General features: G+C 74.5%; 21 protein-coding genes. 10 read left to right on the forward strand and 11 right to left on the reverse strand.

Translation table 11 applies throughout. From position 1 onward, the window contains the following. Nucleotides 1-42: 42 nt before the first annotated feature. From AB0761_RS07430 to AB0761_RS07445, 4 genes are all read right to left on the reverse strand, one after another. A complete protein-coding gene (locus tag AB0761_RS07430; protein WP_377268173.1) occupies nt 43-585 on the reverse strand; it encodes a hypothetical protein in 543 nt (180 codons plus the stop codon). A 137-nt stretch (nt 586-722) separates the two neighbouring features. Beyond that, nucleotides 723-1,601: a universal stress protein gene (locus AB0761_RS07435; RefSeq protein WP_377268174.1), complete on the reverse strand. Its 879-nt coding sequence runs from the start codon at nt 1,599-1,601 to the stop codon at nt 723-725. Nucleotides 1,602-1,712: 111 nt separating this feature from the next. Then, entirely contained in the window at nt 1,713-2,237 is a 525-nt protein-coding gene (locus AB0761_RS07440) for a GNAT family N-acetyltransferase (RefSeq protein ID WP_377268175.1), read from the reverse strand. Nucleotides 2,238-2,259: 22 nt separating this feature from the next. Continuing rightward, entirely contained in the window at nt 2,260-2,685 is a 426-nt protein-coding gene (locus tag AB0761_RS07445; RefSeq protein WP_377268176.1) for an ankyrin repeat domain-containing protein, read from the reverse strand. Nucleotides 2,686-2,859: 174 nt separating this feature from the next. Between AB0761_RS07445 and AB0761_RS07450 the strand changes: the two genes are divergently transcribed. Beyond that, complete coding sequence (locus AB0761_RS07450; protein WP_377268177.1) at nt 2,860-3,054, forward strand: hypothetical protein; 195 nt, start codon at nt 2,860-2,862, stop codon at nt 3,052-3,054. A 97-nt stretch (nt 3,055-3,151) separates the two neighbouring features. Next, on the forward strand, nt 3,152-4,681 hold the full coding sequence (locus tag AB0761_RS07455; RefSeq protein WP_377268178.1) for a hypothetical protein: 1,530 nt from the start codon (nt 3,152-3,154) through the stop codon (nt 4,679-4,681). Between the two features lie 92 nt (nt 4,682-4,773). On the opposite strand, the gene AB0761_RS07460 is transcribed toward AB0761_RS07455, so the two are convergent. After that, a complete protein-coding gene (locus AB0761_RS07460; RefSeq protein ID WP_377268179.1) occupies nt 4,774-6,264 on the reverse strand; it encodes a PLP-dependent aminotransferase family protein in 1,491 nt (496 codons plus the stop codon). Nucleotides 6,265-6,376: 112 nt separating this feature from the next. Here AB0761_RS07460 and AB0761_RS07465 point away from each other — a divergent pair, with 112 nt between their 5' ends. The 4 genes from AB0761_RS07465 to AB0761_RS07480 all read left to right on the forward strand — a co-directional run bounded on the left by AB0761_RS07465 (nt 6,377) and on the right by AB0761_RS07480 (nt 10,143). After that, a complete protein-coding gene (locus AB0761_RS07465) occupies nt 6,377-7,081 on the forward strand; it encodes a YitT family protein (RefSeq protein ID WP_377268180.1) in 705 nt (234 codons plus the stop codon). A gap of 107 nt (nt 7,082-7,188) precedes the next feature. Continuing rightward, on the forward strand, nt 7,189-8,055 hold the full coding sequence (locus AB0761_RS07470; RefSeq protein WP_377273962.1) for a glycerophosphodiester phosphodiesterase: 867 nt from the start codon (nt 7,189-7,191) through the stop codon (nt 8,053-8,055). 31 nt (nt 8,056-8,086) lie between these two features. Continuing rightward, nucleotides 8,087-9,478, forward strand: a complete 1,392-nt coding sequence (locus tag AB0761_RS07475) for an MFS transporter (RefSeq protein WP_377268181.1) — start codon at nt 8,087-8,089, stop codon at nt 9,476-9,478. Between the two features lie 290 nt (nt 9,479-9,768). After that, nucleotides 9,769-10,143: an RNA polymerase-binding protein RbpA gene (locus AB0761_RS07480; protein ID WP_055585521.1), complete on the forward strand. Its 375-nt coding sequence runs from the start codon at nt 9,769-9,771 to the stop codon at nt 10,141-10,143. Nucleotides 10,144-10,564: 421 nt separating this feature from the next. Here the strand turns inward: AB0761_RS07480 and AB0761_RS07485 are convergent, their stop codons facing one another. From AB0761_RS07485 to AB0761_RS07505, 5 genes are all read right to left on the reverse strand, one after another. Next, nucleotides 10,565-11,128: an FxsA family protein gene (locus AB0761_RS07485; protein WP_377268182.1), complete on the reverse strand. Its 564-nt coding sequence runs from the start codon at nt 11,126-11,128 to the stop codon at nt 10,565-10,567. A gap of 138 nt (nt 11,129-11,266) precedes the next feature. Next, a complete protein-coding gene (locus AB0761_RS07490) occupies nt 11,267-12,130 on the reverse strand; it encodes a polyprenol monophosphomannose synthase (RefSeq protein ID WP_377268183.1) in 864 nt (287 codons plus the stop codon). 99 nt (nt 12,131-12,229) lie between these two features. After that, nucleotides 12,230-14,011, reverse strand: coding sequence for an apolipoprotein N-acyltransferase (gene lnt, locus AB0761_RS07495; protein WP_377268184.1), 1,782 nt, complete (start codon nt 14,009-14,011; stop codon nt 12,230-12,232). A 617-nt stretch (nt 14,012-14,628) separates the two neighbouring features. Further along, on the reverse strand, nt 14,629-16,269 hold the full coding sequence (locus AB0761_RS07500; RefSeq protein ID WP_377268185.1) for an amidohydrolase: 1,641 nt from the start codon (nt 16,267-16,269) through the stop codon (nt 14,629-14,631). A 31-nt stretch (nt 16,270-16,300) separates the two neighbouring features. Then, nucleotides 16,301-16,741 carry an Lrp/AsnC family transcriptional regulator gene (locus AB0761_RS07505; RefSeq protein WP_377268186.1) on the reverse strand — a complete coding sequence of 147 codons (441 nt, stop codon included), beginning with the start codon at nt 16,739-16,741 and terminating at the stop codon, nt 16,301-16,303. A 212-nt stretch (nt 16,742-16,953) separates the two neighbouring features. Between AB0761_RS07505 and AB0761_RS07510 the strand changes: the two genes are divergently transcribed. Further along, nucleotides 16,954-17,910 (forward strand): hypothetical protein, encoded by a 957-nt coding sequence (locus tag AB0761_RS07510; protein WP_377268187.1) that lies wholly within the window; start codon nt 16,954-16,956, stop codon nt 17,908-17,910. Nucleotides 17,911-18,118: 208 nt separating this feature from the next. Continuing rightward, nucleotides 18,119-18,595, forward strand: a complete 477-nt coding sequence (locus AB0761_RS07515) for a hypothetical protein (protein WP_377268188.1) — start codon at nt 18,119-18,121, stop codon at nt 18,593-18,595. Between the two features lie 170 nt (nt 18,596-18,765). Here AB0761_RS07515 and AB0761_RS07520 read toward each other — a convergent pair whose 3' ends face one another. After that, nucleotides 18,766-19,938: an acyl-CoA dehydrogenase family protein gene (locus tag AB0761_RS07520; protein WP_377268189.1), complete on the reverse strand. Its 1,173-nt coding sequence runs from the start codon at nt 19,936-19,938 to the stop codon at nt 18,766-18,768. A gap of 696 nt (nt 19,939-20,634) precedes the next feature. Here AB0761_RS07520 and AB0761_RS07525 point away from each other — a divergent pair. Then, nucleotides 20,635-23,619 (forward strand): BTAD domain-containing putative transcriptional regulator, encoded by a 2,985-nt coding sequence (locus tag AB0761_RS07525; protein ID WP_377268190.1) that lies wholly within the window; start codon nt 20,635-20,637, stop codon nt 23,617-23,619. Nucleotides 23,620-24,552: 933 nt separating this feature from the next. Beyond that, entirely contained in the window at nt 24,553-26,433 is a 1,881-nt protein-coding gene (locus AB0761_RS07530; protein ID WP_377268191.1) for an AAA family ATPase, read from the forward strand. Nucleotides 26,434-26,629 lie beyond the last annotated feature (196 nt).

The raw sequence follows: 26,629 nt of genomic DNA on the forward strand, positions 1-26,629 counted from the left end.
CGGTGACCGCACCGGCCGGGGCGCGACCGTGCCCGGCCGCGGTCACTCGGGGCGGCGCAGTGCGTCCGGTGTACGCACGGTGTCGGCCGTGCTGCCCGGCCAGCCGGCCGACGCCGAGGCATGCCGGGCGGTGGAGGGCCCGGCGGCCTGGGCCGAGGCCCCGAACGCGGAGGCCCCGGACACGGAAGCCCCGGACACGGAAGCCCCGGACACCGCGGAAGCCGCCGAGGCCGCGGGCACCCCGGCGACCGCGGGCACCGCGGCGGCCTGGGCGGCCTGGGCGGCGGCCGCCGAGCCGCCGGCCTGCTCGATGGCCTGCCGTGCCTGCTCCACCGGTGAGCGCACGGTCAGCGCCGGCGCCGCGGCGGCGGACACCTGCTCCTTGGCGGACACCGCCCCGCCGTGGCTGCGCAGCCGGTGCCCCACGGCCTCGTCCAGGGTGACCGGGCGCTGCAGCCGGGCGGCGAGCCGGCCGGCCTCCTGGCCCAGCGCCGCGACGTCCTCCCAGCGCAGCTGGACCACCAGCCGCAGTTCCGCCCCGCCGTCGGGGAGGGCCAGTACCGGGACGCTGCTCTGATCGTTCATGGGCGGTCCTCACGGTCGGAAGCGGTGCACCGCCGCCGGCAGCGGGGCGATGCGGACACGACAGGGGATACGGCGCCCCGCCGCCCGCGGTTCACCGTGCGGCCCGCCCGCCGCCGTCCGGACTCAGCAGTCCGGACTCAGCCGACCGGCACCACCGCGATCGGGCAGTGCGCATGGTGCAGCACCGCATGGACCACGCTGCCCAGATGCATCCCCAGCCGCCCCAGCCGCCCCCGCCGCGGCGCGCCGACCACCAGCAGCGAGGCGTGCGCGGACGCCTCCACCAGGGCGGCCGCGGCCGGACCGCCCACCACGTCCAGCACCACCTGGCCGCGGGGGAAGTCCCCCCGGCCCGCCTCCACGGTGCGCGACAGCAGCGCCATGTGCTCGCGCTCCTCCTCGTCGAGGCTGTTGACCAGCGGCACCATGTGTCCGGCGTCGGACACCGCCGACCAGGTGTGCAGGGCACGTACGGGCGCGCTGCGCAGCGCCGCGGTGGTGCAGGCGAACCGGACCACCGGCACGTCCTGCTCGCCCAGCACCCCGACCAGCACACTGAGCCCCTGCGCGGGCGCGGGAGGGGCGTGGACGACCACCACCGGGCATTCCGTATGGGCAGCCACCCGCCGGCTGACCGAGCCCAGCAGCAGCGAGGAGAAGCCGCCCCGGCCGCGCGAGCCGATCACCAGCAGGGAGTACGGTCCGGTGGCGTCCAGCAGTGCCGCGGCGGGCTCCTCGATGCTGACCGCGGCGGCGATCTCCAGATCCGGGTGGCGGGCCGCGACCTGGGCGGCGGCCTCGGCGAGCAGATCGCGGCCGCTCTGCTCGATCAGGCTCGTGGCGCCCGCCGAGGCGCGCCGGGAGAGGGTCGCCGTCCCCAGGTCGACCGCATGGACCAGCCGCAGCGGGCAGCCGCGGTGCCGGGCCTCCGCCGCGCCCCACTCCAGTGCGGGGCCCGACTCCGGAAGGGCGTCGACGCCCACCACGATCTCCTGCACCTGGGGGCTGTCGTCCATCGATGGGCTCCTCCGCGGCACGCGGCGCCCGGCGACGCCCCGGCCTCCAGCATCACCCGGCCCGGACGCGGCGGCTGCCGGGCCGGGCCGCAGGGGTGACGGGTGCGGCGGTCAGACCAGCTCGTGGCTGCGGCCGGTGGACTGTCCTTCGGGCCCGGATCCGTCGGGCAGCTGCTTGCCGAGGTAGACGCTCTCCGGTTCGTCCCGGTAGAGGCCGAAGGCCTGCATCGGCGCATAGCCCTCGGCGGCGTAGAGGCCGAGGGCCTCGGGCTGCTCGGTGCCGGTCTCCAGCACCATCCGGCCGCGCCCGGCAGCGGCGGCGGTGGCCTCCAGCCGGCGGAGCATGGTGCGGGCCAGGCCGCGGCCGCGGGCGGCGGGGACCACATACATCCGCTTCAGTTCGGCGTCGCCGTCCAGCAGCCCGTGCTCGTCCGCCTCCCTGGCCCGCCAGCCTCCGCAGGCGACCGGCTCGCCGTCGAGGTAGCCGACCGCGAAGAGCCCCTCGGGCAGGTCGAACTGCCGCGGATCGACCGGGGTGACGTCCATGTCGCCGTACCGGACCACGTACTCCTGCTGCACCTCGGCGATCAGCCGCACCGCATCGGGGTGTGCATACCCCACCACACAGATCTCCACGGTCGACCAGGGTACCGAGCGGTCAGGACATGCCCGTGCCCCGGTCCAGCAGCGCGACCAGGTCGTCCCTGCCGAACATCCGGGCGGCGTCCAGGGCGGAGGGCTGCCCGGCGCGAGGGTCCGCGCCGCCGTCCAGCAGGGCGCGCACCACGTCGTGCTCGCCCTTGAAGACCGCTCCTGCCAGCGGGGTCTGGCCGCGGTCGTTGGCCTGGTCCGGATCCGCGCCGCGTGCCAGCAGGGCCCGTACGGCGGCGGCGCCGCCGTGGTAGGCCGCGAGCATCAGCAGGGTGTCGCCGCGGTCGTTGGAGAGGTCGGCCGGGACTCCCGCGTCCACCCAGGCGGCCAGGGCAGCCGCGTCACCGGCCCGCGCGGCGGTGAAGATCCGTCCGGCGAGTTCGACGACCTCCGGATCGGGGACGGATTCGGCAGGAGGCAGCGGCTCGGTCATGGGGTCCCTTCCGGGTTGCGGCGGGGTCTTCGGCATAAGACGTGGCCGACGTCACGGCATTGGTCTGAAAATCACCCATTTGCCGCTTTCGTCATCTATTACTTCTTGTCACGATGAAGACACGTTCCGTAGCTCCCTCGCGGAACGCTGTCCCCCTCTCGAGGAGCACCCCCCATGATCCTCTCCTGTTCCGGCGTCGTCTTCCTGGGCACGGTCGTCTTCCTGTTGTCACGCAGATGCGGACTCAGGATCGCTCATGCCATCACCTGTGCCCTTTTCGGGTTCTACCTGGCGAGCACCGCCATCGCACCCAGCATTCACGCCGGAAGCGAGAGCCTGGCAGGGCTCCTCGGCGGCCTCAGATTCTGAGACGGCTCATCGTTCAAAGGCCCGGGCGCGGACCCCACCGCCCCGGGCCTCCACCCGTCCCGCCACCAGCCACCGCACCACCGCTCGGGGAGATCCGATGTCCCTCAACCGCAACCTCGTCCGCGGCCGCGAGCTGGCCCGCACCGCCGGGGACCACATCGCCGACGCGCTGCTGGGACCGCTGACGGTGGTCGGCCGCGGGCTGCGCCACCACGTCGGCTGGCTGCGGGCCTGGTGGAAGCGCACCCCCGCGGACCGCCGCGGCCCTGCGCTGCTGCTGGCCGCCGCGATGACGGCCGCGCTCGCGGTGCTGCCGTACGGCCTGCTGCTGGCCGCCGCCGCACTGGCCGCCTCCGCCGCCTGGGCCGGCCGCGAACGCGCCGCCGCACCCGAGGCGGCGCCCGACACCGCACACCTCAAACTGCAGGCCGTGTACGCCGCCCTGACCCCCTGTCTGACCCGGGCCGACGACCCCCGGCCGCTCTACGCCCACGGTGGCGACTACACCAAGGTGTTCACCCACTGGGAGTTCGACGCGGAGGGCCGGCTCGCCGACCTCGAACTCGACTACCCCGCCTACTTCCCGGACAGCGAACCCGCCGCCCGGGCACGGGTGGAGCAGGTGCTCCAGGCCAAGGCGGGCCGCATCCGCGAGTACCGCTTCGTCTGGCACGAGGAGGGCAACCGGCTGCGGATGGAGACCCTCGCACCGCTGCCCGGCATCACCGTGCAGCCCTTCGTGGTCGCCCCCGGAGAGATCGTGCTGGGGATCACCGACACCGAGGGCAGCGACCGCACCATCCCCGTCGACCAGGGCGGGACCCCCTCCCACCAGCCGCCGGTCGTCTGGCGCACCGGGGCCCGCACCGCCGACGCCCATCTGCTGGCCCTCGGCACACCCCGTGCCGGCACCTCCACCCTGCTGCGCTCCATCGCCCTGCAGGTGCTGCCCTACGCGGACATCGTGGTGATCGACGGCGCCGGGACGGGCGAGCACGGCTGCCTGGTCGGCCGTCCCGGAGTGCGCCGGGTGGAGACCAGCCTGCACGGGGCCATCGCCGCGCTGCAGTGGGCGGCCGGCGAGACCACCCGCCGGCTGGCGGCGCTCGACCGCGCCCGGCTGGGCGGCGGCACACCGCCGAGAAGCGTCACCCGGCCGCTGTGGCTGCTGCTCGACCACCCCGCGGAGCTCAGCGAACTCGCCCACGCCGAGGGGCGGGCCGATCCCCAGGACCTGCTGGAGATCCCGCTGCGGCAGGGCCGCGCCGCCCGGATCGGCGTGGTGGTGGCCGAACACCTCGGGGCACTGGAGCGGATCCGGCCCGTGGTCCGGGCCACCGCGCGGGCCCGGCTGGTCCTGGGCACCCCCGGCCCGGCCCAGGCCGAGGCCGCGCTGGGCGCCCCGCTGGAGATCACTCCCCCGGCCCGCACCCCCGCCGGCCGCGGCTATGCACGGCTCGGTGCGGCCGCCCCGGTACGGATCCAGGTGCCGGCCGCCCCCGACCCCCTCGACGACGACGCCCCGGCCGACCAGCGGGACGCGGTGATCGCCCTGCTCCCCCACAGCGACAGCCGCACCGAGGCCCCCGCCCCCACCGCCGACCTGGTCAAACGCCCCGTACTCTGAGCCGGCGCCACCCGTGCACCGCACCGCGGGCACAGGGAGCCGCAGCAGAGCCCCCGCGCCTTCGCGGGGGCTCTGCTGCGTTCACGCACCCGTCACGCCACAAAGACCTCGACCGCCGAGGTGGCGCGAGCGCCGCCGGCCACGGAGTCGGCGGCCAGCGCAAGACGGCGGACGGCCTCCCGGGCGGTGTCCCCGCCGACGGTCAGCGGCAGCCTGAGGTACTGCTCGAACGCGCCGTCCAGGCCGAACCGCGTCCCCGCCGCGATCCGCACACCGTGTCGGTCGCCCTCGGCGGCCAGCGCCGCGCCGGACTGCCCGTCGGTGCGGACCCACAGGGTGAGACCGCCCGACGGCAGGTCGAAGCGCCAGCCCGGCCGGGCACTGCGCAGCGCAGCGGCGAGGTCGTCCCGATTGGCACGGATCCGGCGGCGGCGGTCGGCCAGCGCTCCGTCCCAGCCGTCGCGCAGCAGCCTGGCCACGGCCAGCTGCTCCAGCACCGGGGAACCCAGGTCCCCGTACGACCGCGCGGAGACCAGTCCGCGGATCACGCCGGGGGCGGCGCGGACCCAGCCGATGCGCAGTCCGGCCCAGAGCGCCTTGCTGGCCGAGCCGACGGTGACCACGGCGCCCCCGGGGTCGAAGGCCGCCAGCGGCCTGGGCAGTGCCTGCGCGACGTCGTCCTCCAGGGCGAGCTCCGCCATCGTCTCGTCGGCCACCAGGACGGTCCCGGCCGCGCGGGCAGCCGCGACCAGGGCGGCCCGCTGCGCGTCGGGGACCAGGGTGCCGGTGGGGTTGTGGAAGTCGGGGATGACGTAGGCGATCCGCGGTGCGGCGCCCCGCAGGACCCGGCGCCACTCCGCCACGTCCCAGCCGGAGAGGGCGTCCCCCATCCCCACGGGCACCAGGCGCAGACCGTCGCGGCGCAGCATCTGGAGCACATTGGCGTAGCTGGGGGCCTCCACCGCGGCCCGGTCGCCGGGGCCGGTGAGCAGCCGGCGGACGGCCTGCAGGGCGCCCATGGCACCGGTCGTCACCATGATCTGCTCGGGCATGGTGGGCACGCCGCGCGCGGTGTAGCGGTCGGCGAGGGCCTCGCGCAGCGCGGGTACGCCCGCGGGGTAGTCGCCGTGGCCCCGGGCGTGGGCGGGGAGGTCCTCCAGGGCCGCGGCGTAGCCGGCGGTCAGCCATGGTTCAGGGGCGGGCATGGCGGCGCAGCCGAGGTCGATGACGGCGCCGCCCAGCTCGGGGGGCAGCGGTTCGACGCCGCCGGAGGGCACCGGGTGGCCGTCGGGCAGGACGGTCCAGCTGCCGGAGCCGCGCCGGCTCGTCAGATAGCCCCAGTCGCGCAGCTGCTGGTAGCCGGCCGCGACGGTGGTGCGGCTGACCGCGAGGGCCGCGGCGAGTTCCCGCTCGGCGGGCAGTCGGACGCCCACCCCCAGGCGCCCTTCCAGGAGCAGCAGCCGGGCCGACTCGGCGAGGCCCCGGTAGGCGGGGGTCCGCCCCGTCGGCGGGAAGCCCGCGCCGCCCAGCAGCGACGCAAGCCGTGCCGCGCCCACAGCGGTGGTCCATCCATGGCCGGACATCAGTCCACCTCTCCTGAATTGGCCCTCGATTTCCAGTCCGATCACCCCCAGAGTGGCATGGAGCAGGCCCCCGAGGCCAGGCCAGGCCGACCCCGCAGGAGGACCGAGGACCATGGACGCGCGACGACTCACTCAGCTCTACTCCGGGCTGGTGCTCTATGGGGCGAGCGCCGGCCTTCAGGTGCGCAGCGGCCTGGGGCTGGACCCGTGGGACGTCTTCCACCAGGGCGTGGCCCTGCGCATCGGCTGGAGCATCGGCATGGTCTCCTGCGCCGTCGGTGCCGCGGTGCTGCTGCTGTGGATCCCGCTGCGGCAGCGGCCGGGGCTGGGCACGGTGAGCAATGTGGTGGTCGTGGGCACCTCGATGGACGCCCTGCTGTGGGCCGTCCCGGCGCCCCACGGGCTGCCGCTGCGGATGGCGCTGCTGGTCGTGGCGGTGCTGCTGAACGGCGTGGCGACCGGGCTGTACATCGCGGCCGGCTACGGGCCGGGGCCGCGCGACGGCCTGATGACCGGGCTGCACCGCCGCACCGGACGCTCGATCCGGTTGGCGCGCACCTGCATCGAGGTCGCGGTGCTGGCGGTCGGCTGGCTGCTCGGCGGCACCGTGGGGGTGGGGACGGTGCTGTACGCGCTGGCGATCGGCCCGCTGTCGCAGTTCTTCCTGCGCCGCTTCGCCCGGCAGTCCGCGGTGGTCCCGGTTGCGTCGGGCGGCGCTGCCGCGGCCGAATCGGTGGCGCCGATCGCAGCGGCGCCGGTCACGGTGGCGCGGATCGCAGTGGCGCCGGCCGACGAGGCGGTCGGCGGCACGGCCTGAGGCCGGCCCCTCGGGCCGGCGCGCGGCGCACACCGGCCCGGTCCGGCGGCCGGGTCCGGCGGCCGGGTCCGGCCCGGTCCGGACCGCCGGGCATACTCGTCCGCGTGATCAGCCGCAGCCGCGCCCGCCACCCGTTCCTGGACCACCCCGGACCGCTCGCCTTCGCCCATCGCGGCGGTGCGCTGGGCGCCCCGGAGAACACCCTGGCCGCCTTCGAACGGGCGGTGGCGCTCGGCTACCGCTATCTGGAGACGGATGCGCGGACCACCGCCGACGGAGCCCTGCTGGCGTTCCACGACGCCCGGCTGGAGCGCACCACCGACGCCGCCGGAGCCGTGGCCGAGCTCCCCTGGCGCACCGTGCGGGCCGCACGGGTGGGCGGCAGTGAGCCCATCCCGCTGCTGGAGGAGCTGCTGGACGCCTTTCCGCAGGCCAGGTTGAACATCGACGTCAAGACCGATGCCGCGGTGGTGCCGCTGGTGGAGGCCGTGCGCCGGACCGGTTCCTGGGACCGGGTGTGCGTGGGCGCCTTCTCCGACCGCAGGCTGGCCGCGGCGAGGGCGGCCGGCGGTCCCCGGCTGGCCACCTCGCTGGGCCCCCGGGCGGTACTGGGACTGCGGGTGCGGTCGCTGACCGGCCCGGTGCCCGCGGACCGGCTGCTGGGCGACCGGCTGCTGGGCGCCGCCGTGCGCGCGCAGGCCGTCTGTGTACAGGTCCCCGTCCGCTACCCGGCGCCGGAGCAGCCGCAGCAGGCCACCGCGACGGGGAACCGCCGCGGCGGCCCGGGCGTCACCGTCGTCGACCGCGCCTTCGTCCGTGCCGCCCACCACCGCGGCCTGCAGGTGCACGTGTGGACGGTGGACGACCCCGAGGTGATCCGGCACCTCATCGGGCTCGGCGTGGATGGCATCATGTCCGATCGCATCGACCTTCTGCGCGATGTGCTGGTCGAGCACGGCGTCTGGTCCGGCTGACAGCGACCCATCCCACGGGGGGCAGAGACCGATGGACGCCAAGCAGACCCGGGCCGCGCGCAGCACGCCGGCACCGGTGACGGACACCGACCCGGTCGCCGACGTGGACCGGCGGCGGGTCCAGCGGGGCTGGTACTTCTACGACTGGGCCAACTCCGTCTTCTCCACCACGGTGGTCACCGTCTTCCTCGGCCCGTATCTGACCTCGGTCGCCGAGGCCGCTGCGGACGCCGACGGCTATGTGCACCCGCTGGGGCTGCCGGTGCGCTCCGGAGCGGTCTTCCCCTATGCGGTGTCCGCCTCGGTGCTGCTGTCGGTCCTGGTGATGCCGCTGGTCGGCGCGGTCGCCGACCGCACGGGACGGCACCGGGTGCTGATGGGGGCCTTCGCCTACCTGGGCGCCGCCGCCACCGCGGCGATGTTCCTGCTGCGCGGCGACCGCTATCTGCTGGGCGCGGGACTGCTGGTGCTGGCCAATGTCGCCTACGGCGTCTCGGTGGTGCTCTACAACTCCTTCCTGCCGACGATCGCAGCCCCGGAGGAGCGGGACGCCGTCTCCTCGCGCGGCTGGGCGTTCGGCTATGCCGGCGGGGCGCTGCTGCTGGTGCTCAACCTGGTGCTGTACCAGGGCCATGAGGGCTTCGGGGTCTCCGAGGGGGACGCGGTGCGGATCTGCCTCGCCTCCGCGGGGGTCTGGTGGGCCGGGTTCACCCTGCTGCCGATGCTGCGGCTGCCCGACCGGGCGGGAGCGCCGTCGGGCGGGCCCGCCGGTGACGGCGCCGGGTCCGGCTTCCGGCAGCTGCGGGCCACGCTCGGCGAGATGCGCCGCTATCCGCTGACCCTGCTCTTCCTGGCCGCGTACCTCTGCTACAACGACGGCGTCCAGACGGTGATCTCGCAGGCGTCGCTCTACGGCAGCCGGGAACTGGGTATGGCGCAGGGTTCACTGGTGGTGGCCGTGCTCATGGTCCAGGTGCTCGCGGTCGGCGGGGCGCTGCTCTTCGGACGGCTGGCACGCCGCTTCGGCGCCCGGCGGGCCATCCTGGGGTCGCTGGTGGCCTGGGGCTGCACCGTGGCGGCGGGCTATGTCCTGCCGGCGCACCGGCCGGTCTGGTTCTTCGCGCTGGCCGCACTGATCGGCCTGGTGATGGGCGGCAGCCAGGCGCTGTCCCGCTCGCTCTTCTCCCATCTGGTGCCGCCCGGCCGGGAGGCCGAGTACTTCAGCGTCTACGAGGTGAGCGACCGGGGCACCAGCTGGCTGGGCCCGCTGGTCTTCGGTCTGGCCTTCCAGATGACCGGCAGCTACCGGGCCGCGATCGGGTCGCTGCTGGTGTTCTTCGCCGTCGGGTTCGTGCTGCTGCTGCGGGTGCCGGTGCGCCGGGCGATCGCGGAGGCGGGCAATCCGGTGCCGGAGGCGGTCTGACCGCCTTGCATGTACCTGATACATCCGGGTAGCCGCGCAGTGTACGCCGATTGCAGCCGTCCGGATTCGTCACTGCGTGCAAAAAACTGCAAACCCTGGGTGACATGGCATGCCAGATGTGACAAAAAGGGCGGCGATGGGTACAACGGGGGCGGCACGACGGACGACGCAGGTCCCCAGGACGGGAATCTTCGACATCGGCCGAGCGTTGACCGATTCGACGAAGACAGCGAAACCACGAAGACAGCGACCACCAGTCCTGTGGGCCACAAGCCCGGGAGGCACGATTCATGAGTGAGCGAGCTCTCCGCGGCACGCGACTCGGGGCCACCAGCTACGAGACCGACCGCGGCATCGATCTGGCTCCGCGCCAGACCGTTGAGTACGCATGTCAGAACGGACACCGCTTCGAGGTGCCGTTCTCCGTGGAGGCCGAGATCCCGCCCGTGTGGGAGTGCCGCTTCTGCGGTACCGAGGCTCTCCTGCTCGACGGCGACGAGCCTGAAGAGAAGAAGGTGAAGCCGGCGCGCACCCACTGGGACATGCTCATGGAGCGCCGGACCAGGGAGGAGCTGGAGGAGGTTCTGGCCGAGCGGCTGGCCGTACTCCGCTCCGGCGGGATGAATCTGGCGGTGCACCCGAGGGACAACCGAAAGAGCGCCTGACCCCACCGCCTTCCCACCTACCACGGCGGGGAGGCGAAGGCCCTGGCGCCGGCAGAGAGGTCTGCCGGCGCCAGGGCCTTCGCCGTCTCCGGCCTCGGCGTCTCCCGGGGCTCGGTGTCTCCCGGGCTCGCCGCCGTGGGGGGCGCCCAGCCGGGCGTAGGAGGCCTTGCCGCAGTCGGCGGGTGACCCGCCGGCCAGAAGGGCGCCCGGGCCCCGGAAGGTCTGCCGCAGACCGCAGCCACCCGCCCGGCCAGAAGGGCGCCGGGGCCTCAGAAACGGCCCTGCCGCAGTCCGCCGGATGACCAGCCCGGTGCAGGGGGCACTGGGGCCGCAGAAAGGGCCCGCCGCAGTGCGGCAGGGCCCTTGGCAGCCGGTGTGCCGCCCCGGTCCCCGCCGGGCGGCACACCGGCCGCGGGAAGTGTCAGCGGTTGTCGGGCGGCAGGATGCGGATGATCGTGGGGTGGCCGGCCTGCCCGCCGGGGTCGGCCGGGGCTGCGGGGTCGACGACCTCACCGGGGACGACCTTGCCGTCCGGGCGGTGGATACGCATCTGCTCATGGAGGCGCAGCGCCTCCCCGGCCCGTCCGCGGCGCATCGCCGCTCCGGCCAGCCGCGCGGGCAGCCGCCGCAGCAGCGCCCGGGTGGGCGGGAAGAGGCAGGCCAGACCGAGCAGGTCGGCGAGGAAGCCGGGGATGATCAGCAGGATGCCGCCGGTGATGGTGATGGCGGTGTGGGACTCCCCCGCGGTCGGCTCCTGTCCCTGCTCCACCGCGCGGGCCGCCGCGCGCAGCGCCCGCAGCCCGGCCCGCTTGACGATCCAGCCGCCGAGGACGGCACTCAGCACCAGCAGCGCCACCACGGCCGCGCCGCCCACCACCGAGGCCACCTGCAGGGCGACCCATATCTCCAGCACCAGCCAGGCCGCGGCCAGCAGGGGCAGCAGGGTGCGCAGCCGTCCGCCGGTGCGGGGTCGTGCCTCGGTCACGTGCGGTCCACTCCATCCGCTCGCCTGGGCGCTCCGCGGTGGAGCGCCGCCGGTCCGGGCACAGGGCCCGCCCCGGTGAGGGGCGGGCCTGCCAGGTCCGCGCGAGGGCGCCGGCCAGGCCGGCGGGACCGCCGCTTCCTACCGTGCGGTCCCGTTCGCCCCTGCGCCCGAGTCAACGTCCGAGGCGGCGGGGGTGTTCCGGGCGGCGTCGGCGTTGGGGGCCGGGAGCCGGCCCAGCCGGTTCTTGATGCCCCAGGTGGTGACCCTGGTCATCGCCTCGATGACGATGTTGCGGCTCATCTTGCTGGCGCCGAGCTCGCGCTCCACAAAGGTGATCGGGACCTCGACGACCTTGAAGCCGGCCCGTACGGCGCGCCAGGCCAGGTCGATCTGGAAGCAGTAGCCCTGCGAGGCCACCTCGTCCATCCCCAGACCCAGCAGGGTCTCCTTGCGGAACGCCCGGTAGCCGCCGGTGACATCGCGGATGTGCACGCCGAGCATCAGCCGGGAGTAGGTGCTGCCACCCCGGGAGATGAAGGCGCGGTGCTTGGGCCAGTTGACGGTGCTGCCGCCGGGCACCCAGCGGGAGCCCAGCACCAGGTCGGCGCCGGCGCCCAGCGCGGTCAGCAGACGGGGCAGCTGCTCGGGCTGGTGGGAGCCGTCGGCGTCCATCTCGACCAGGACGTCGTAACCGTTGTCGATGCCCCAGCGGAACCCGGCGAGGTAGGCCGCTCCGAGCCCCTCCTTGCCCTTGCGGTGCATCACATGGAGGTGGTCGTCGACGGCCGCCAGCTCGTCCGCCACCTTGCCCGTGCCGTCCGGGCTGTTGTCGTCCGCGACGAGGATGTGCGCCTCGGGCACCGCGGCACGGACACGGGCGGTGATACGGCTGACATTCTCGACCTCGTTGTAGGTCGGGATGATGACCAAGATTTTGCCGAGATCGGCAAAGCTTTGGGGCTCGTCGGCGCTTTTGTCGGTCACTGACCGGCCTTTCTCCATTGCATCGGGCATAGGTGCGACAGGAGGTCGCCGGAAGTTTCCCTGATGGTTACCCGGCACCGTCCCCCCGGACGACTGCCCTCCTGTCCGAGACGCCGGTCAGACACGGTCGTCGCGTACGTCCGCATCCGCCTGGCGCTTGGGACCACCGGTGATCGGCGACCCGGGTGCGGCGCCCCGGCGGAATCGGAATCGACTCCTCGGGATGCCTGCCGCGCAGGAGAGCAACCCCACAATAGCGATTGTCCACTCCGGCCATGCACCCAGGCGGTCGGCGAGAGTTCTGCCGTCGCGCAGTGGGATTTTGGCCGTCAGTTCCGCCGGGGTCAATTCGGCGGTGTGCTGCTGCACCGAGCCGTCCGGCCCGATGATCGCGCTGATGCCGCTGGTGGCAGCGATGAGCACCGCACGGCCGTGCTCGACCGCACGCAGCCTGGACATGGCCAGCTGCTGCTCGGGCTGTCCGCTGCGCGCATAGGTGGCGTTGTTGGTCTGCACGACCAGCACCCGGCCCCCCGCGTCCACGCTGTCGCGGACGATCTCGTCATAGGCGACCTCGAAGCAGATCACATCGCCGATCCGCACCGGCCCCAGCTGCATGACCCCGTTGGTGGTGCCGGGGTAGAAGTCGCGCGCCACCCGGTTCAGCCGGGTGATGAACTTCGACAGCACCGAGCGGAAGGGGACGTACTCACCGAACGGCACCGGGTGCTGCTTGGTGTACGAGGCCCCCGGGCCCTTGACCGGGTCCCAGACGATCCCTTCGTTGCGCACATGCTGGTTGTCGGGGCCGTCCACCAGGGTGCCGACCAGCACCGGGACACCGATGTCCCGCACCGCGCGGTCGATCGCCGCATAGGCGTCGAGGTTGGTGAAGGGGTCGAGGTCGGAGGAGTTCTCCGGCCAGATCACCACATCGGGCCTGGGCCGGCGGCCCGCCGCCACATCGGCGGCGAGGCGCTCGGTGGCAGCGACATGGTTGTTGAGCACCGCCATCGGGCGGCCGAGGAAGTCCATGCCCGGGTGCGGCACATTGCCCTGGATGACCGCCACCTCGGCGGTGTCGTCGCCCTTGGTCGGCACCGGCACCGCGAGCCCGGCCAGGGCCACCGCGACAGCCAGCGCCGCCGGGACGGCCACCAGCCGCCCCCTCAGCCCCGGGCGGCGCCCCGGCTCGGACCCTGATCCGGCCGTCCCGCTGCCGGAGGCCGGGCGCAGCCGCCGCAGCGCGGCGGTCGCGTACGGGAGCAGCGGAAGGGCCGCCGCGGCCAGCAGGGCCCCGCTCAGCGCCACCGCGAAGGTCACCAGCGGGGCGCCGGCCACCGCGGCGAGCGGGGTGAAGGGGCTGGCGGTGTTGGCGAACGCCAGCCGCCCCCACGGGAATCCGCCCAGCGGCAGGCGGTCGCGGGCCCACTCCTGGGCGACCCACAGGCAGGCCGTCCACAGCGGCCACCACCGCAGCCGGGAGGTGACGGCGAGCCCGGCACCCATCGCCGCCAGGAAGAGCGCCTCCACCACCGAGAGCACCGTCCAGGCGTCCGGCCCGATCACCCGCAGCCAGTCCAGCAGCCAGAGCAGGAAGGGGACACCGAAGGCGAAGCCGGTCCAGGCCCCCTGGCGGGCCGTGCGGCCCCTGGTGAGCAGGGCGAGGCCCGCGACGGCCACCAGCGAGAGCGGCCACAGGTCGTACGGGGGGAAGGAGACCGCCAGCAGCAGGCCGAGGACGGCGGCTGCCGCGGTCCGCGGCAGCCCGCGTCGTATCCGCTCCCCGCGCGAGGGCCGGGCGACGTCTGCGGCGGGCGCCGGAGCCGGGGTCCGGGCTGCCCCGGTGGTGGCGGGGCCGGCCGCCGCCGGCTCACCGAGCAGGGGGTCCACGGGCATGGCCACGCGCGCCGCCTCTCTCGTCGAACGGGTCTGGTGCGCCGACCTGACACGGCGACGTGCGACGACGGTACAACGACCGGCGGCACCGGCGGGAACCGGGACCGCACTGGTGATCGACACGGGGGCCCATGGCCCGCACGCGGCGGGTCAGGGACCGGACGCCCTTCGGTCCGACCTGGCGCCCGCCGGCTGCGGGGCGACCGAGAGCCGTGTCTACTGAGCGTCCGGCCCCCGCCCGGGTCGCACCTGCCCGGCCGGACCCGGTTGGCCTGCCGGCTCCCACGCTCCCCGCGCCACGACGCTGGACCTGGCTGCCTGTCGGCGGCGCCCCCGGGGGCGCTGCCCGTTGGCCCAGCTGCGGTCACGGGTTTTGGCGTGGAGGTGTTCCGGTCGGGCGACCTGCGGGGGGCAACCCCGGAGGTGGACGGCGTCGAACCTACTCGCAGCCGACCATCGTCTGTCAACTGCGGTCTGACCTGCGTGTACAGCAGAAAACAGCAGGTCATCGAGGCTCTGGGGACGCCGGGCCACCCGTACGCCACGCCCGAGGGAGGTATCCGGCACCACCCGATCGGCCGCAGGAGATCTTCGACGGCGGACCTCCCGCGACGGGGTCAGAGGGAGCCGTGCACCACCCTTCCGCGCACCACGGTGGCCAGGCACTCGGGCAGCGGGAGGCCCGGCGAGAGATCCGGCAGACCCGGCGTGCCGGACCGGGGGTCGGTGGACCAGCCGGCCACCCTGGAGTCCGGGGCCTGGACCACGAGTTCACCCGTCTGCCAGACCGCGAAGCCGGCCGGCGCACCGGGCACCAGGACCCCGGCGTCGTCCCGGCCCAGCGCCCGCCAGCCGCCGCGGGTGTGCGCCGTGAAGGCGGCACGGACCGAGATGCGGTGCTCCGGGGTGCGGTGGAAGGCGGCGGCCCGCACGGTGCCCCAGGGGTCCAGCGGGGTCACCGGTGCGTCGGAGCCGAAGGCCAGCGGCACACCGGCCCTCAGCAGCCGGGCGAAGGGGTTGAGCTGCCGCGCCCGCTCCGCCCCCAGCCGCTGGGCGTACATGCCGTCCTCGCCGCCCCAGGCCGCGTCGAAGGCCGGCTGCACCGAGGCCACCAGGCCCAGTTCGGCGAAGGCGGCCACCGCGGCGTCGTCCAGCAGCTCCGCATGCTCCACCCGGTGCCGCAGCGCCCGCACCCGCTCCAGGCCGACCTGCCGGGCGGCCGTGCGGACCCCCTCCAGGACCGCCGAGAGCGCAGCGTCGCCGATGGCGTGGAAGCCCGCCTGCAGCCCCGCCTCGGTGCAGGCCGCCACATGGCCGGCCACCTGCTCGGCGGTGAGGTAGGCGGCGCCGGTGTGCGGGGCGTCCAGGTAGGCCTGGTGCAGACAGGCCGTACGGGAGCCAAGTGCGCCGTCCACGAAGAGGTCGCCGCCGACGCCGACCGCGCCCAGCCTGCGCGCGGTCTCCACCGCGCCCAGCTCGCCCCAGTAGCCGAACACCTCCGGGCCGCCCCCCTCGGCGGCGAGCACCAGCAGCCCCGCCAGGTCGTCGGCGGAGGAGATGTCGGGGCCGGCGCACTCGTGCAGCGCGCCGATCCCCAGCGACGCCGCGCGGTGGAGGGTGGCCTGCTGGGCGTCGCGCCGCTGCTCGGGGGTGATACGGGCCAGCGCGGTACGGCGCACCGCGTGGTGCGCGTCGCGGCTGAGCGGCCCGTCGGGGTGGTGGCCGGCCAGCGAGCACAGGCCCGTGCTCCGCTCGGCCAGGGCCCGCAGCGCGGTGGAGGCGACGGCGGAGTGGACGTCGGTACGGGAGAGGTAGACGGGCGCGCCGTCGGCCGCGGCGTCCAGCTCCTGCCGGGTGGGCGGGCGGTTCTCCGGCCAGCCGGTCTCGTCCCAGCCGTGGCCGATCAGCACCCCCTCCTCGGGCGTGCCCAGACGGCCGTGGGCGCGCTCCTGCTTGACCTGCCGCTCCAGGCGGGCCAGGGCCTCGGCCAGCGAGGGGCAGCCGGTCAGGTCGAGCCCGGTGAGGGCCAGGCCGGTCGAGGTGGCGTGCACATGGGCGTCCACGAACGCGGGCGTGACCAGGGCCCCCGCCAGGTCGACCACCTCGTCGGCGCCGTCGACGTAGGCGTCCGCAGCGCCCTCCGAGCCGATCCAGGCGACGGTCTCCCCCTGCACCACCATGGCGGTGGCGAAAGGATCGGCGGGACTGTGGACATTGCCGCCGCGCAGCAGCACGGTACGGGTGGTGCGATCGGTCATGGCCCCAGTCTGCCGCTCGCCCGCCCGCTGGTCACAGCCGGGGCGCGCGGGCCTCGTACGGAGTGCTGAGCACCACAGTGGTGCGGGTGGAGACGCCGGCCTCGGTACGGATGCGGGCCAGCAACTGCTCCAGGTCCCCGGGGCCCGCCACCCGGACCTTCAGGATGTAGTTCTCGTCGCCGGCCACACTGTGGCAGGCCTCGATCTCCTCCACGCCGGCCAGGCGCTCGGGCACATCGTCGGGCGCACTGGGGTCGAACGGCTTCACCGAGATGAACGCGGTGAGCGGCAGGTCCACCGCGTCCGGGTCCACGATCGCGGCGTAGCCGCGGATCACCCCCCGCTGCTCGAGACGGCGCACCCGCTGGTGCACGGCCGAGGTGGAGAGGCCGGTGGCCTTCCCCAGGTCGGTGTAACTCATCCGCCCGTCCTGGACGAGCAACTGCACGATCTGACGGTCGAGATCCTCCACAAGGGGTCAACCTACTGGGCGGGGCACCCGGATGCCGACTCGGCGGGCAGACCCGGGGCGGGGAGCGGGCCGGCGGGCCGCCCCACGGGGCCTCCGGGGGCGTCGGCGGGGCATGCGACGGTCTTGTTCCGGGGCGTCGGCGGCAGGCCTGCGGCAGCCCCGTTCAGGGACTTGCGGGGGCGTTGTCAGTGCTGCTGTCTAGAGTCCCGGGCATGTCCGATTCGCAGCACAAGGCGCCGCCCGCGCACGGGGTCGCGGAGCTGGAGCGGCTGGTCGAGGGGCTGGTGCAGCGGCCGGAGGTGAGTGCCGCCCGGGCGCGGCAGCTGCGCTGGGTGGCGGGGGAGCTCGCCCGGGCGGCGGCGCGGGGGGCGCTTCCGGCCGGGGCGGGGCATTCGGTGGGCGGGCTGCTGGAGCCCCGTGCGGTGGCCGACTATCTGGAGTCGGCCGCCCGCGGCGAGCTGCGGCGCCGGGCGGTGCCCGATCCGGCGCGCTCCTCGGACGCCAGCATGCGGGTGCGGGCCGACTGTCTGGCGATCGTGGCGCGGGCCGCCGGGGTGCCGCTGGAGCTGCCGCAGCGGCCGGAGGTACCGGAGCCCAGACCGACCGTGGACGCCCGGCGGCGCAGCCTGCTGCTGCGCCATCTGGCGGACGGCGCGGGCCGGCACCGCGCCGACCCGGGGCGGCTGAGGCTGCTCGCCCTGGTGGGGGTGGTGCTCGACACCGGCGCCAGGGCCGGGGAGCTGTGCGCCCTGCGACTGGACGATCTGGGCGAGGACCTGGACCAGGTCCGGGTGGTCCGGCATCCGCAGGCCCGCTCGGTGAGCCCGCCGCGTACCGAGGTGCTGCCGCTGTCGGGCGGCACCCGGGCGGCGCTGCGCCAGTGGCTGCCCGCCCGCGGCGGGCTGGTCGCGGCCGCGCAGGGCCGGGTGGATGCCCTCTGGGTGTCGGTGCGGGGCAACCATGCGGGGGTGGTGGACGCCGAGGGGCATGCCCGGCGGCGGCCGCCGGGCATGCCGCTGATGCCGCGCGGACTGGCGCGGGCCTATACCCGGACGGTGGCCGACCTCAATGTGGAGCTGGCGGGGTCCCCCGGCTGGGAGCCGCTCCCCCGGCGGTTGGAGCAGTTGCGCCGGGCGGTGGCCGCCGAGCTGGCGCAGGGGGAGCACTGATCTGCCGGGTGACCCGCCGGGCCCGGCGGCCGGGGCGCCGCAGGGGCGGTCGGCGGCGCACGCCGGGCGCATATGCGCGAGCCGTGTGACCAAGGACACACCCGATGCATGATGGTGCGTCAACCTGCAGGATTATGTGGGTCACCAGCAGGGAAATGCTGGCTATGGTCATGACCGTGGTGGTCTGGCCCACCCAAGGGGGATGAACATGCCTGTACTGGACCGGCGTATCCGCGGTACCGAGGCGGAAGCACGCGCCGAGGAGCCGGAGCCCGGCGAAGATCCGATGCCGGGGCACACCGCCGACGGTCCCGGCTTGGAGATGTTCCGGGGTACCGACCCCGGCGAGGGCGACACCTGGGAGATCGTCCGGCTGCGCTGCCCCGAGTGCGACCGTCCGATCGCGCTGCTCGGCGACGAGGAGCGCTTCCCGCAGCACGCCGTGCTGCGCAGTGCATGGAACCCCTTCGCCTCCGTGGTCTGCCCGGGCTCCGACCGTCCGGTCGACGAGGCGCCCGAGCTGGAAGAGGACCCGGACTTCGACGCCGAGCCGGATCTGGAGGCCCTGCTGGCGCTGCCCGCGGAGCTCGACTGGCGGACCCAGCCGTTCTCGCACGTCGGTGGCCCCGGCTCACGTCCGGTGCGGGTGCCGGCCCAGACACACCCCGCAGCCCGGCGGCGCTGAGCCCGGCCCGCCCGCCCCGCGAACCACCGCCCCCGGGGGCGGCACCCTCTGCCGGTGCCGCCGTCCCGGTCCGCACCGCGCGCCACCGGGCGCCGGCGCGGCGCAGCGAGCAGCAGGGAGCCCCGCCGAGCACCGTGCCCGGCGGGGCTCCCCGTGTCCTGGACCGCCGGTCAGCGGCCGGTGCCGCCGGTGAGGCGGCGTCCTATGACCATGCGCTGGATCTGGTTGGTGCCCTCGACGATCTGCAGCACCTTGGCCTCGCGCATATAGCGCTCCACGGGGAAGTCCTGGGTGTAGCCGTAGCCCCCGAGGACCTGGACGGCGTCGGTGGTGACCCGCATCGCGGCGTCGGTGCAGAACAGCTTGGCCATCGCCGCCTGCTTGGTGAAGGCCAGCCCCGCGTCGCGGCGGCGCGCCGCGGCGACATAGAGGGCGCGGCCGGCCTCGACCTGGGTGGCCATGTCGGCCAGCAGGAAGGACAGTCCCTGGAATTCGGCGATCGGACGGCCGAACTGGCGCCGGTCCCTGGCGTACTCCACCGCCTGGTCCAGGGCGGCCTGCGCCAGCCCCACCGCGCAGGCCGCGATGCCCAGACGCCCGGAGTCCAGGGCGGAGAGCGCGATCGAGAACCCCTGCCCCTCCTCGCCGATCAGCCGGTCCGCGGGCACCTGGGCCCCGTCGAAGTGGATCTGCGCGGTGGGCGAGCTCTTCATGCCCATCTTGCGCTCCGGCGGCGCGGCGCTCAGTCCCGGCGTCCCCGCGTCGATCAACAGGGCGCTGATGCCCGCCGGACCGGGCTGCCCGGTGCGGACCAGGGTGCTGTAGAAGTCGGCGTGGCCGCCATGGGTGATCCAGGCCTTGGTGCCGTTGACCGTCCAGGTGTCCCCGCTGCGGACGGCGCTGGTGCGCAGCGCCGCCGCGTCGGAGCCGGACTGCGGCTCGGAGAGGCAGTACGCGCCGAGCAGTTCACCGCCGAGCATCCTCGGCAGCAGCCGCTGCTTCTGCTCCTCGCTGCCGAAGGTGGCCAGGGCATGGCAGGACAGGGTGTGCACGCTGACCCCGAGGCCCACCGCCAGCCAGCCGGCCGCCAGCTCCTCCAGGACCTGCAGATAGACCTCGTAGGGCTGCTCACCGCCGCCGTGGCTCTCGGGGTAGGGCAGGCCCAGCAGCCCGGCCTCCCCGAGGGTGCGGAAGACCTCACGGGGGAAGCGGCCCTCGTCCTCGTCGACGGCGGCGCGGGGCAGCAGCTCCCGCTCCACCAGCTCCCGGGTGAGGGCCAGCAGGTCACGGGCCTCCTCAGTGGGCAGCTGGCGCTCCACCGGCTTGGTCGGGGAGATGCTCATGGCGGGTCGCCTCCTCGGTCGCGCCCCGGGCCGTGGGTGGAGGCCCGAGGGGGTCGTCGCGCCTCGTCGGCGGCGGTCCCCTGGTTCGCAGTGAACGACCATTAACCAACGTGGCGAAGCGAGTATGCCCGATCCGGGGCCGTCCGTCACCGCGAGCGGGCACCCACCGCCCGCTCCGGCCCGGCGACCGCCCGCCGGACACAGCGAAGCGGCCGGTCCCCCCGGTACAGCAGCCCCCCGATGCTGCTGTACCGGGCGGACCGGCCGCCCCTCCCCCTGCTCCCCCTCATTCCCCCCGGCCCGCCTCCGCGCGCGGCGCGGAGGCGGCTCCCACCGTCCCCCCGGGCGGCGGAAGTGCACAGGCTATTTCTGAGTGGCTCCGTTCCCGGTCGGGGACTCGGTGCCGGGCGCCGGCCCCTCACCCGTCTCGGGGGTCTCCTCGGTCGGCTCCTCGGGCGTGCTCATATCTGTGCTCCTCTGGGTCGATCGCTCGGCATGTCCCCTGGTGTTCCGACGGCCCGATGGACGCTCCGGTACGGCCGGGACCCTGTGTCGGACGGCACCGGTGGGACAGCCATCGTCAGCATGGCGAAAGCCAATAAATATCTGATAAACAGCACCTGTGGAGTGCTGACTGCGGTGGAAAGCTGTCCCAAGCCGGTCAGGACGGCCCAGGCCAGGGGGAGACTCAGGATCGTGCAGAGCGGCAGCGACACAGCGGCATCGGAGCTGGAGTTCCGCGTACTGGGGCCACTGCAGGCATGGCGTTCCGCCGAGGAGGTCGCCATCGGCCCTCCGCAGCAGCGGGCGCTGCTGGCCGTCCTGCTCCGCCGGGCCGGGCGCCCCATCGGGCTGCAGGAGCTGGTCGAGGGGGTGTGGGGCGAGGAGCCGCCGCCCAACGCGGTCGCTGCGGTGCGCACCTACATCTCCCGGCTGCGTGCGGTCCTGGAGCCCGACCGGAAGTCCCGCTCGGTGTCCAGCCTGCTGGTCTCGGTGGCCGACGGCTATGCGCTCAAGGTGCCCTCACGGACCGTCGACGCCGTCCGCTTCGAGGAGGGCGTGGTCGAGGCGGGGCGCGCCTTCGCCGCGAGGAACGGCGACGGGTGCCACCGGGCGGCCGCCGCGGCCCTCGAGCTGTGGCAGGCCGGACCGCTGGCGGGGCTGCCCGGCCCCTCGGCCGACGCCTGGCGGCGACGGCTGGAGGAGCTGCACGCGGCGGCGCTGGAACTGCGGCTGGGCGCGGAGATCGACCTGCTGGGCCGGCACCGGGAGGCCATCGCGGAGCTCACGGACCTGGTGGCGGAGCAGCCGCTGCGGGAGCGGTTCCGGGCGCTGCTGATGCTGGCGCTGTACCGCAGCGGACGGCAGGCGGACGCCCTGGCCGCCTACGCGGACGCCCGCAGGCACCTGATCTCCGAACTCGGCGTGGAGCCCGGCCCGGAACTCACCGACCTCCATGCACGCATCCTGGCCTCGGACGCCTCGCTGATCCCCGCGGAGGCTGCGGCCGCGGCCCCGGCCCGGACGGGCAGCGTCCGGGTGCCCGCACAGCTGCCCGCTGACCCGACCGACTTCACCGGCCGGGCCGAGCTGACCGCGGAGCTGGAGTCGATGCTGTCCGGCAGCCAGGGCAACGCCCTGCGGCTCTGCGCCATCGCCGGTATCGGCGGCGTGGGCAAGACCGCGCTGGCGGTGCACGCCGCACACGCGGTGCGCGCCGAGTTCCCCGACGGCCAGCTCTATGTCGACCTGCGCGGAGCCGGCGACTCCCCGGCCGACCCCGAGGCGGTCCTGGGTGACTTCCTGGTCTCGCTGGGCGAGGACGCGGCGGGCATCCCCGACGGTGTGGAACGCAGATCGCTGCTCCTGCGCTCGCTGCTGGCCGGTCTGCGGGTGCTGGTCGTCCTCGACAACGCCAGGGACACCGCCCAGGTCCTCCCCCTGCTGCCCGGCGGGTCCGGCTGTGCGGTGCTGATCACCAGCCGGGCCAGGCTCACCGATCTGCCCGGCGCCCATCACATCGACCTGGATGTGCTGGAACCCCAGGAGGCGCTGCGCCTCTTCGAGGCCATCGCCGGCCGGGAGCGGGTGGGAGCCGAACGCGACGCCGCCCTCGATGTGGTGTCGGCCTGCAGTTTCCTGCCGCTGGCGGTACGGATCGTGGCCGCCCGGCTGGCCGCCCGGCGCTCCTGGACGGTCTCCACGCTCGCGGCGCGCCTCACCGACGAGCGGCGGCGGCTGGACGAGATGCAGACCGGGCAGCTCGCGGTGGAGGCCACCTTTGCGCTGGGCTACCGCCAGCTCCCCCGGGACCTCTCCCGGACCTTCCGCCTGCTCGCCCTGCCCGACAGCCCCGACCTGTCCCTGGCCTCCGCCGCGGCGGTGCTGGACCTCTCCGTGGAGTCGACCGAGGACCTGGTGGAAGGGCTGGTCGACACCGGCCTGCTGGAGGCCCCCGCGCCCGGCCGCTACCGCCACCACGACCTGCTGCGCCTCTTCGCCCGCAGGCAGTCCGAGCGCACCGACCCGGACGCGGACCGCGACCTGGCGGTGAACCGGCTGCTGGACTTCCTGTTCGCCACGGTGTCGGCGGCCTCCAGGCTGCTGGAGCCGGGTGATGTGCTCACCGACCACCTCCAGGCGCCGCAGGCCCAGAGCGCGCCCCTGGGCAGTACCGAGGCCGCCCGATCCTGGCTGCTCGCGGAGCAGACCACCCTGTTCACGGTGATCTCCCAGCAGGCCCGCGCCGCCCGGGAGGGGGCCGTACGGCCGCTGATCGACCTGCTGATGGCATGGGTCTGGCTCATCGACGGCGCGGTCCACCAGCGGCAGATCGAGCAGATCCTGCGCCCTGTGGTCGACGCTGCCCACGGTGCGGGCGACAGTGTCGCCGAGGCCCGCGCCCGCTGCGTACGAGGCCTGCTGCTGTACTCCTGCGACCGGTACGAGGAGGCCGAACCCGAACTGCGGGCCGCACTCGCCCTCGCCCGGTCCAACGGTGACCGGATCGCGCAGTTCACCGCGGCCAACCTGCTCGGAGTCGTCTTCGGCAGCACCGGACACCCCACCAAGGCCCTGCCGTATCTGTACGAGGCGCTGGAGCAGTGCGAGCTGCTGGGCAACTCCAGCGTCTCGGCACTGATCATGGGGAACACCTCGCGGTCGCTGATGTCCCTGGGCCGCCCCGTGGAGGCCCTCGCCATGGTGCAGTCGGCGCTGGCCACGGCCGACGCCTCGGGGAACGACTCCACGATCGCCGAGACCCGCTACTCGGCCAGCATCGTCTTCCGCCGGGCCGGTGACCCGGAGACCGCACTGGGCCATCTCCACCACGCCCTGCGCCTCTTCCGCGAACTGGGGCGGCGCGGCTGGGAGGGGCTGGCGCTGGCCCGGATGTCCGAGTGCCTGCTGGACCTCGAACGGGACGCCGACGCGGTGGTGACGGCGGAGCGGGCGCTGGTGGTGGCCCAGGAGGTGGGCGACGCCTTCTGCGAGGGGCTCGCCCATGCGACCCGCGGCCGGGCCCTCTCCCGGCTGGGCGAACACAGCCGGGGCAGGGCCAGCCTGGAGAGCGCCTACCAGGTCTTCAGCAGGCTCGGCGTCCCGGAGGCGCATGACATCCGCAAGCTGCTCGACCGGGAGAGCAGCCTGGGGACCGCGGCGACCGCGCCCTCCGACTGAGCCCGCCGCCTGAGCCCGCCGCCCGTTGCCCGCCTCCTGCCCACGGCTTGGGGTGCCGGGCCTGACTGCGGGTGCCGGGCCTGGCTGCGGGTTCCGGGCCTGACTGCGGTGCCGACGCGCCCCGGGGCACCCGCGTGACCACCGGCCCTGCGATTCCCCCGGCCCTGCCCCGGCCACCGGATGAGGCAGCGAGGCCGCCGGGTGAGCGGCCCCCGGCGGCCCCGGTCCGCATCCACCGGAAACACCGAGTAACCGGAACCCGCCCTACGAGGTGAAGAACAGCCGGGCGCACGGTTCCCGCCGCGCGTCCGCATCGCTGACGGACCGACAGTCCTCAGAGCGTGCCGGACACGGTTCGCCGGCCTCTCCGGCCCCTCGGAGGTGACGGATCGCAACCGCGGGAGCACGGCCCGCCGTGTGCGCACGGTGAGCGGCGACGGGTTCGAACCATCACTTGACCAGGGTTGATCCAGGACGTATGTTCTCCTCGTCGCGAGATGGTTTACCTCGCAACAACTAGCGCGAGGCCCCTCGGTTGTTCCCCCGTGACCGAGGGGCTTCGTCTTGCCCGCGTACGGAACCAGGGCGGCGCGGCACCCTTCCGGATCAGCGGGGCGCCGGTACCATGCGGGATGGAGAGGCCTACCGGAAGGGCACTGACCGGGGGGCGGGTGGTGACTTTCCGTCAATCCCGGAAACCCGGACGGTCCGCAGGGACGGCCGCATTCCGTGTCGGCCCCGGCGGGTTCATCATGGTGGCCGGTGCGGCGGTCGGCCCGCGGTGCGGCGGGTGGCGCGAGGGGGCGGGGCTCATGGGCGCGGGAGCAGCTGCAGGGGCTCGGGACGCACAGCGGGGGGCATGACGTGGGGACGGTCGAGGACTCCGGGGCGGCGGGTCCGGCAGGGCTCGCAGACCGGGCATGGCTACGGGCCATGGATGCGTACACCGCGGGGGCGTACTCCCGCGCCGAGGAGGAGTTCCGGACGGCCGTACGGCTGGACCCCGGTATGGCGGACGCCTGGCTCGGCCTGCACGCCCTGCGTTCCGACACCTCGGGCGCACTGCTGGCGATGCACCGCCACCGGGACCGCTTCGGTGAGCAGCGGCGCCGCCACCGCCGACCGCTGAGCTCCTGGTACTGGCTGGGCTGGTGGGTGCAGCCCGTGCTGGAGGACGGCCGCGATCTGGCGCTGGCCCATGCCTCGCACTGGCTGGACGGACGCCACCTCACCGAGCTGGACCGGGCGATAATCCTCTGCCCGCCCGCCGACGAGGACCCCTCGGTGCGTTTCCTGCAGGCCTGCCGCTCCTATCTGGTCAAGGACTGGGAGCAGCTGATCCGCGAGACCGACGGACTGCTGGACGACCCTCTGCTCGGCATAGAGGCCGGCCTCTTCAGCGGAATGGCCCGGGTGCGGCTGGACATGTGCGCCCAGGCAGAGGCCCCGCTGTCGGCCTCCCTGGCACGCTGCCGCTCCGAGCAGCCGCAGCGCAAGGAGCTGCGCTACTGGCTGGCCCGGGCCTATGAGGGCGCCGGACGCAGCGCGGCGGCACTGCCACTCTACCGGGCGGTGCACCGGGCCGACCCGGCTTTCATGGACACCGCGGCCAGGCTGGCCGCGATCATGTCCGAGGACGGCGTCGACCCGGAGCTGCTGCAGGCCGAACTGGAGGGTGTCCCGGGGTCCGCCGACGCCGGGACGCTGCTGCTTCCGGGCACCGAGGCACCCGGCGGCAGCGGCAGCGCCGGCCCGTCGGCCGCCTCGGGGACGGAGCCGCAGGAACCGGCCGCGGACCTCGAGCCGGCGGCCCCCGGAACCGCCGACCCGGTGGCGACGGCCGCCACCGACGGCGCGGAGCCGGCCGGAGGCCCGCCCGAGGGCTCGCTGCGGGACCGGGTGGTCCTGCCGGTCCAGCCGCTCCCGGCAGGGCCGCTCGGCCAGGCCTCGGGGCCCGACCGGGAACAGTTGGACGCGGCGCTGTCCGAACTCGACCGGATGGTCGGCATGGAGCCGGTGAAGCGGCAGGTGCTGGCGCTCTCCGCCCAGCTGCGGATGGCCCGGCTGCGCATCGGCCAGGGCCTGCCGGTGCAGCCGCCCAAGCGGCACTTCGTCTTCTCCGGCCCCTCGGGCACCGGCAAGACCACCGTGGCCAGAATCCTCGGCCGGGTCTTCTACGCCCTGGGGCTGCTCTCCGGGGACCATCTGGTGGAGGCCCAGCGGGCCGACCTGGTGGGCGAGTTCCTCGGCCAGACCGCGGTCAAGGCCAATGAGCTGATCGACTCCGCGCTGGACGGGGTGCTCTTCATCGACGAGGCGTACTCACTGGCCAACTCCGGCTACAGCAAGGGCGACGCCTACGGCGACGAGGCGCTGCAGGTGCTGCTGAAGCGGGCCGAGGACAACCGGGACCGGCTGGTGGTGATACTGGCCGGCTACCCGGAGGGGATGAACCGGCTGCTCGCCGCCAACCCCGGCCTCGCCTCCCGCTTCACCACCCGGGTCGACTTCCCCAGCTACCGCCCCGGTGAGCTGACCGCCATCGGTCAGGCACTGGCCGACCGGGACGGCGACGCCTGGGATGCGGACGCGCTGGAGGAGCTGCGCTCCATCTGCGCCCATGTGGTCGGCGAGGGCTGGATCGACGAACTGGGCAACGGACGCTTCATCCGCACCCTGTACGAGAAGTCCTGCGCCTACCGCGATCTGCGGCTCTCCGTCCTGTCCGTCCCGCCGACCCGGGAGGATCTGGCGACCCTGCGGCTGCCCGACCTGGTGCAGGCCTACGGCGAACTCATCGACGGCCGCAGCTGACACCGGGCATCGCTGCCCCGTCGCAACCGCAGGCCGCTTCTGGCACAGCCGGGGTGGGCGCCGCGACGGCTCGGGTTCCGCCTCGCCGAAAGGCCGTGAGGGCCTTTCCGGCCCGGTGCGGACAGCGACTTCCGCACCACCGGGCCGGAAGGCCCTCACCCACGTCACGATCACACCGCCGTGACCCCTGTGACCG

Origin of the sequence: Peterkaempfera podocarpi (genome assembly GCF_042466665.1) — a bacterium.
In the GTDB taxonomy this organism is placed as follows: domain Bacteria; phylum Actinomycetota; class Actinomycetes; order Streptomycetales; family Streptomycetaceae; genus Peterkaempfera; species Peterkaempfera podocarpi.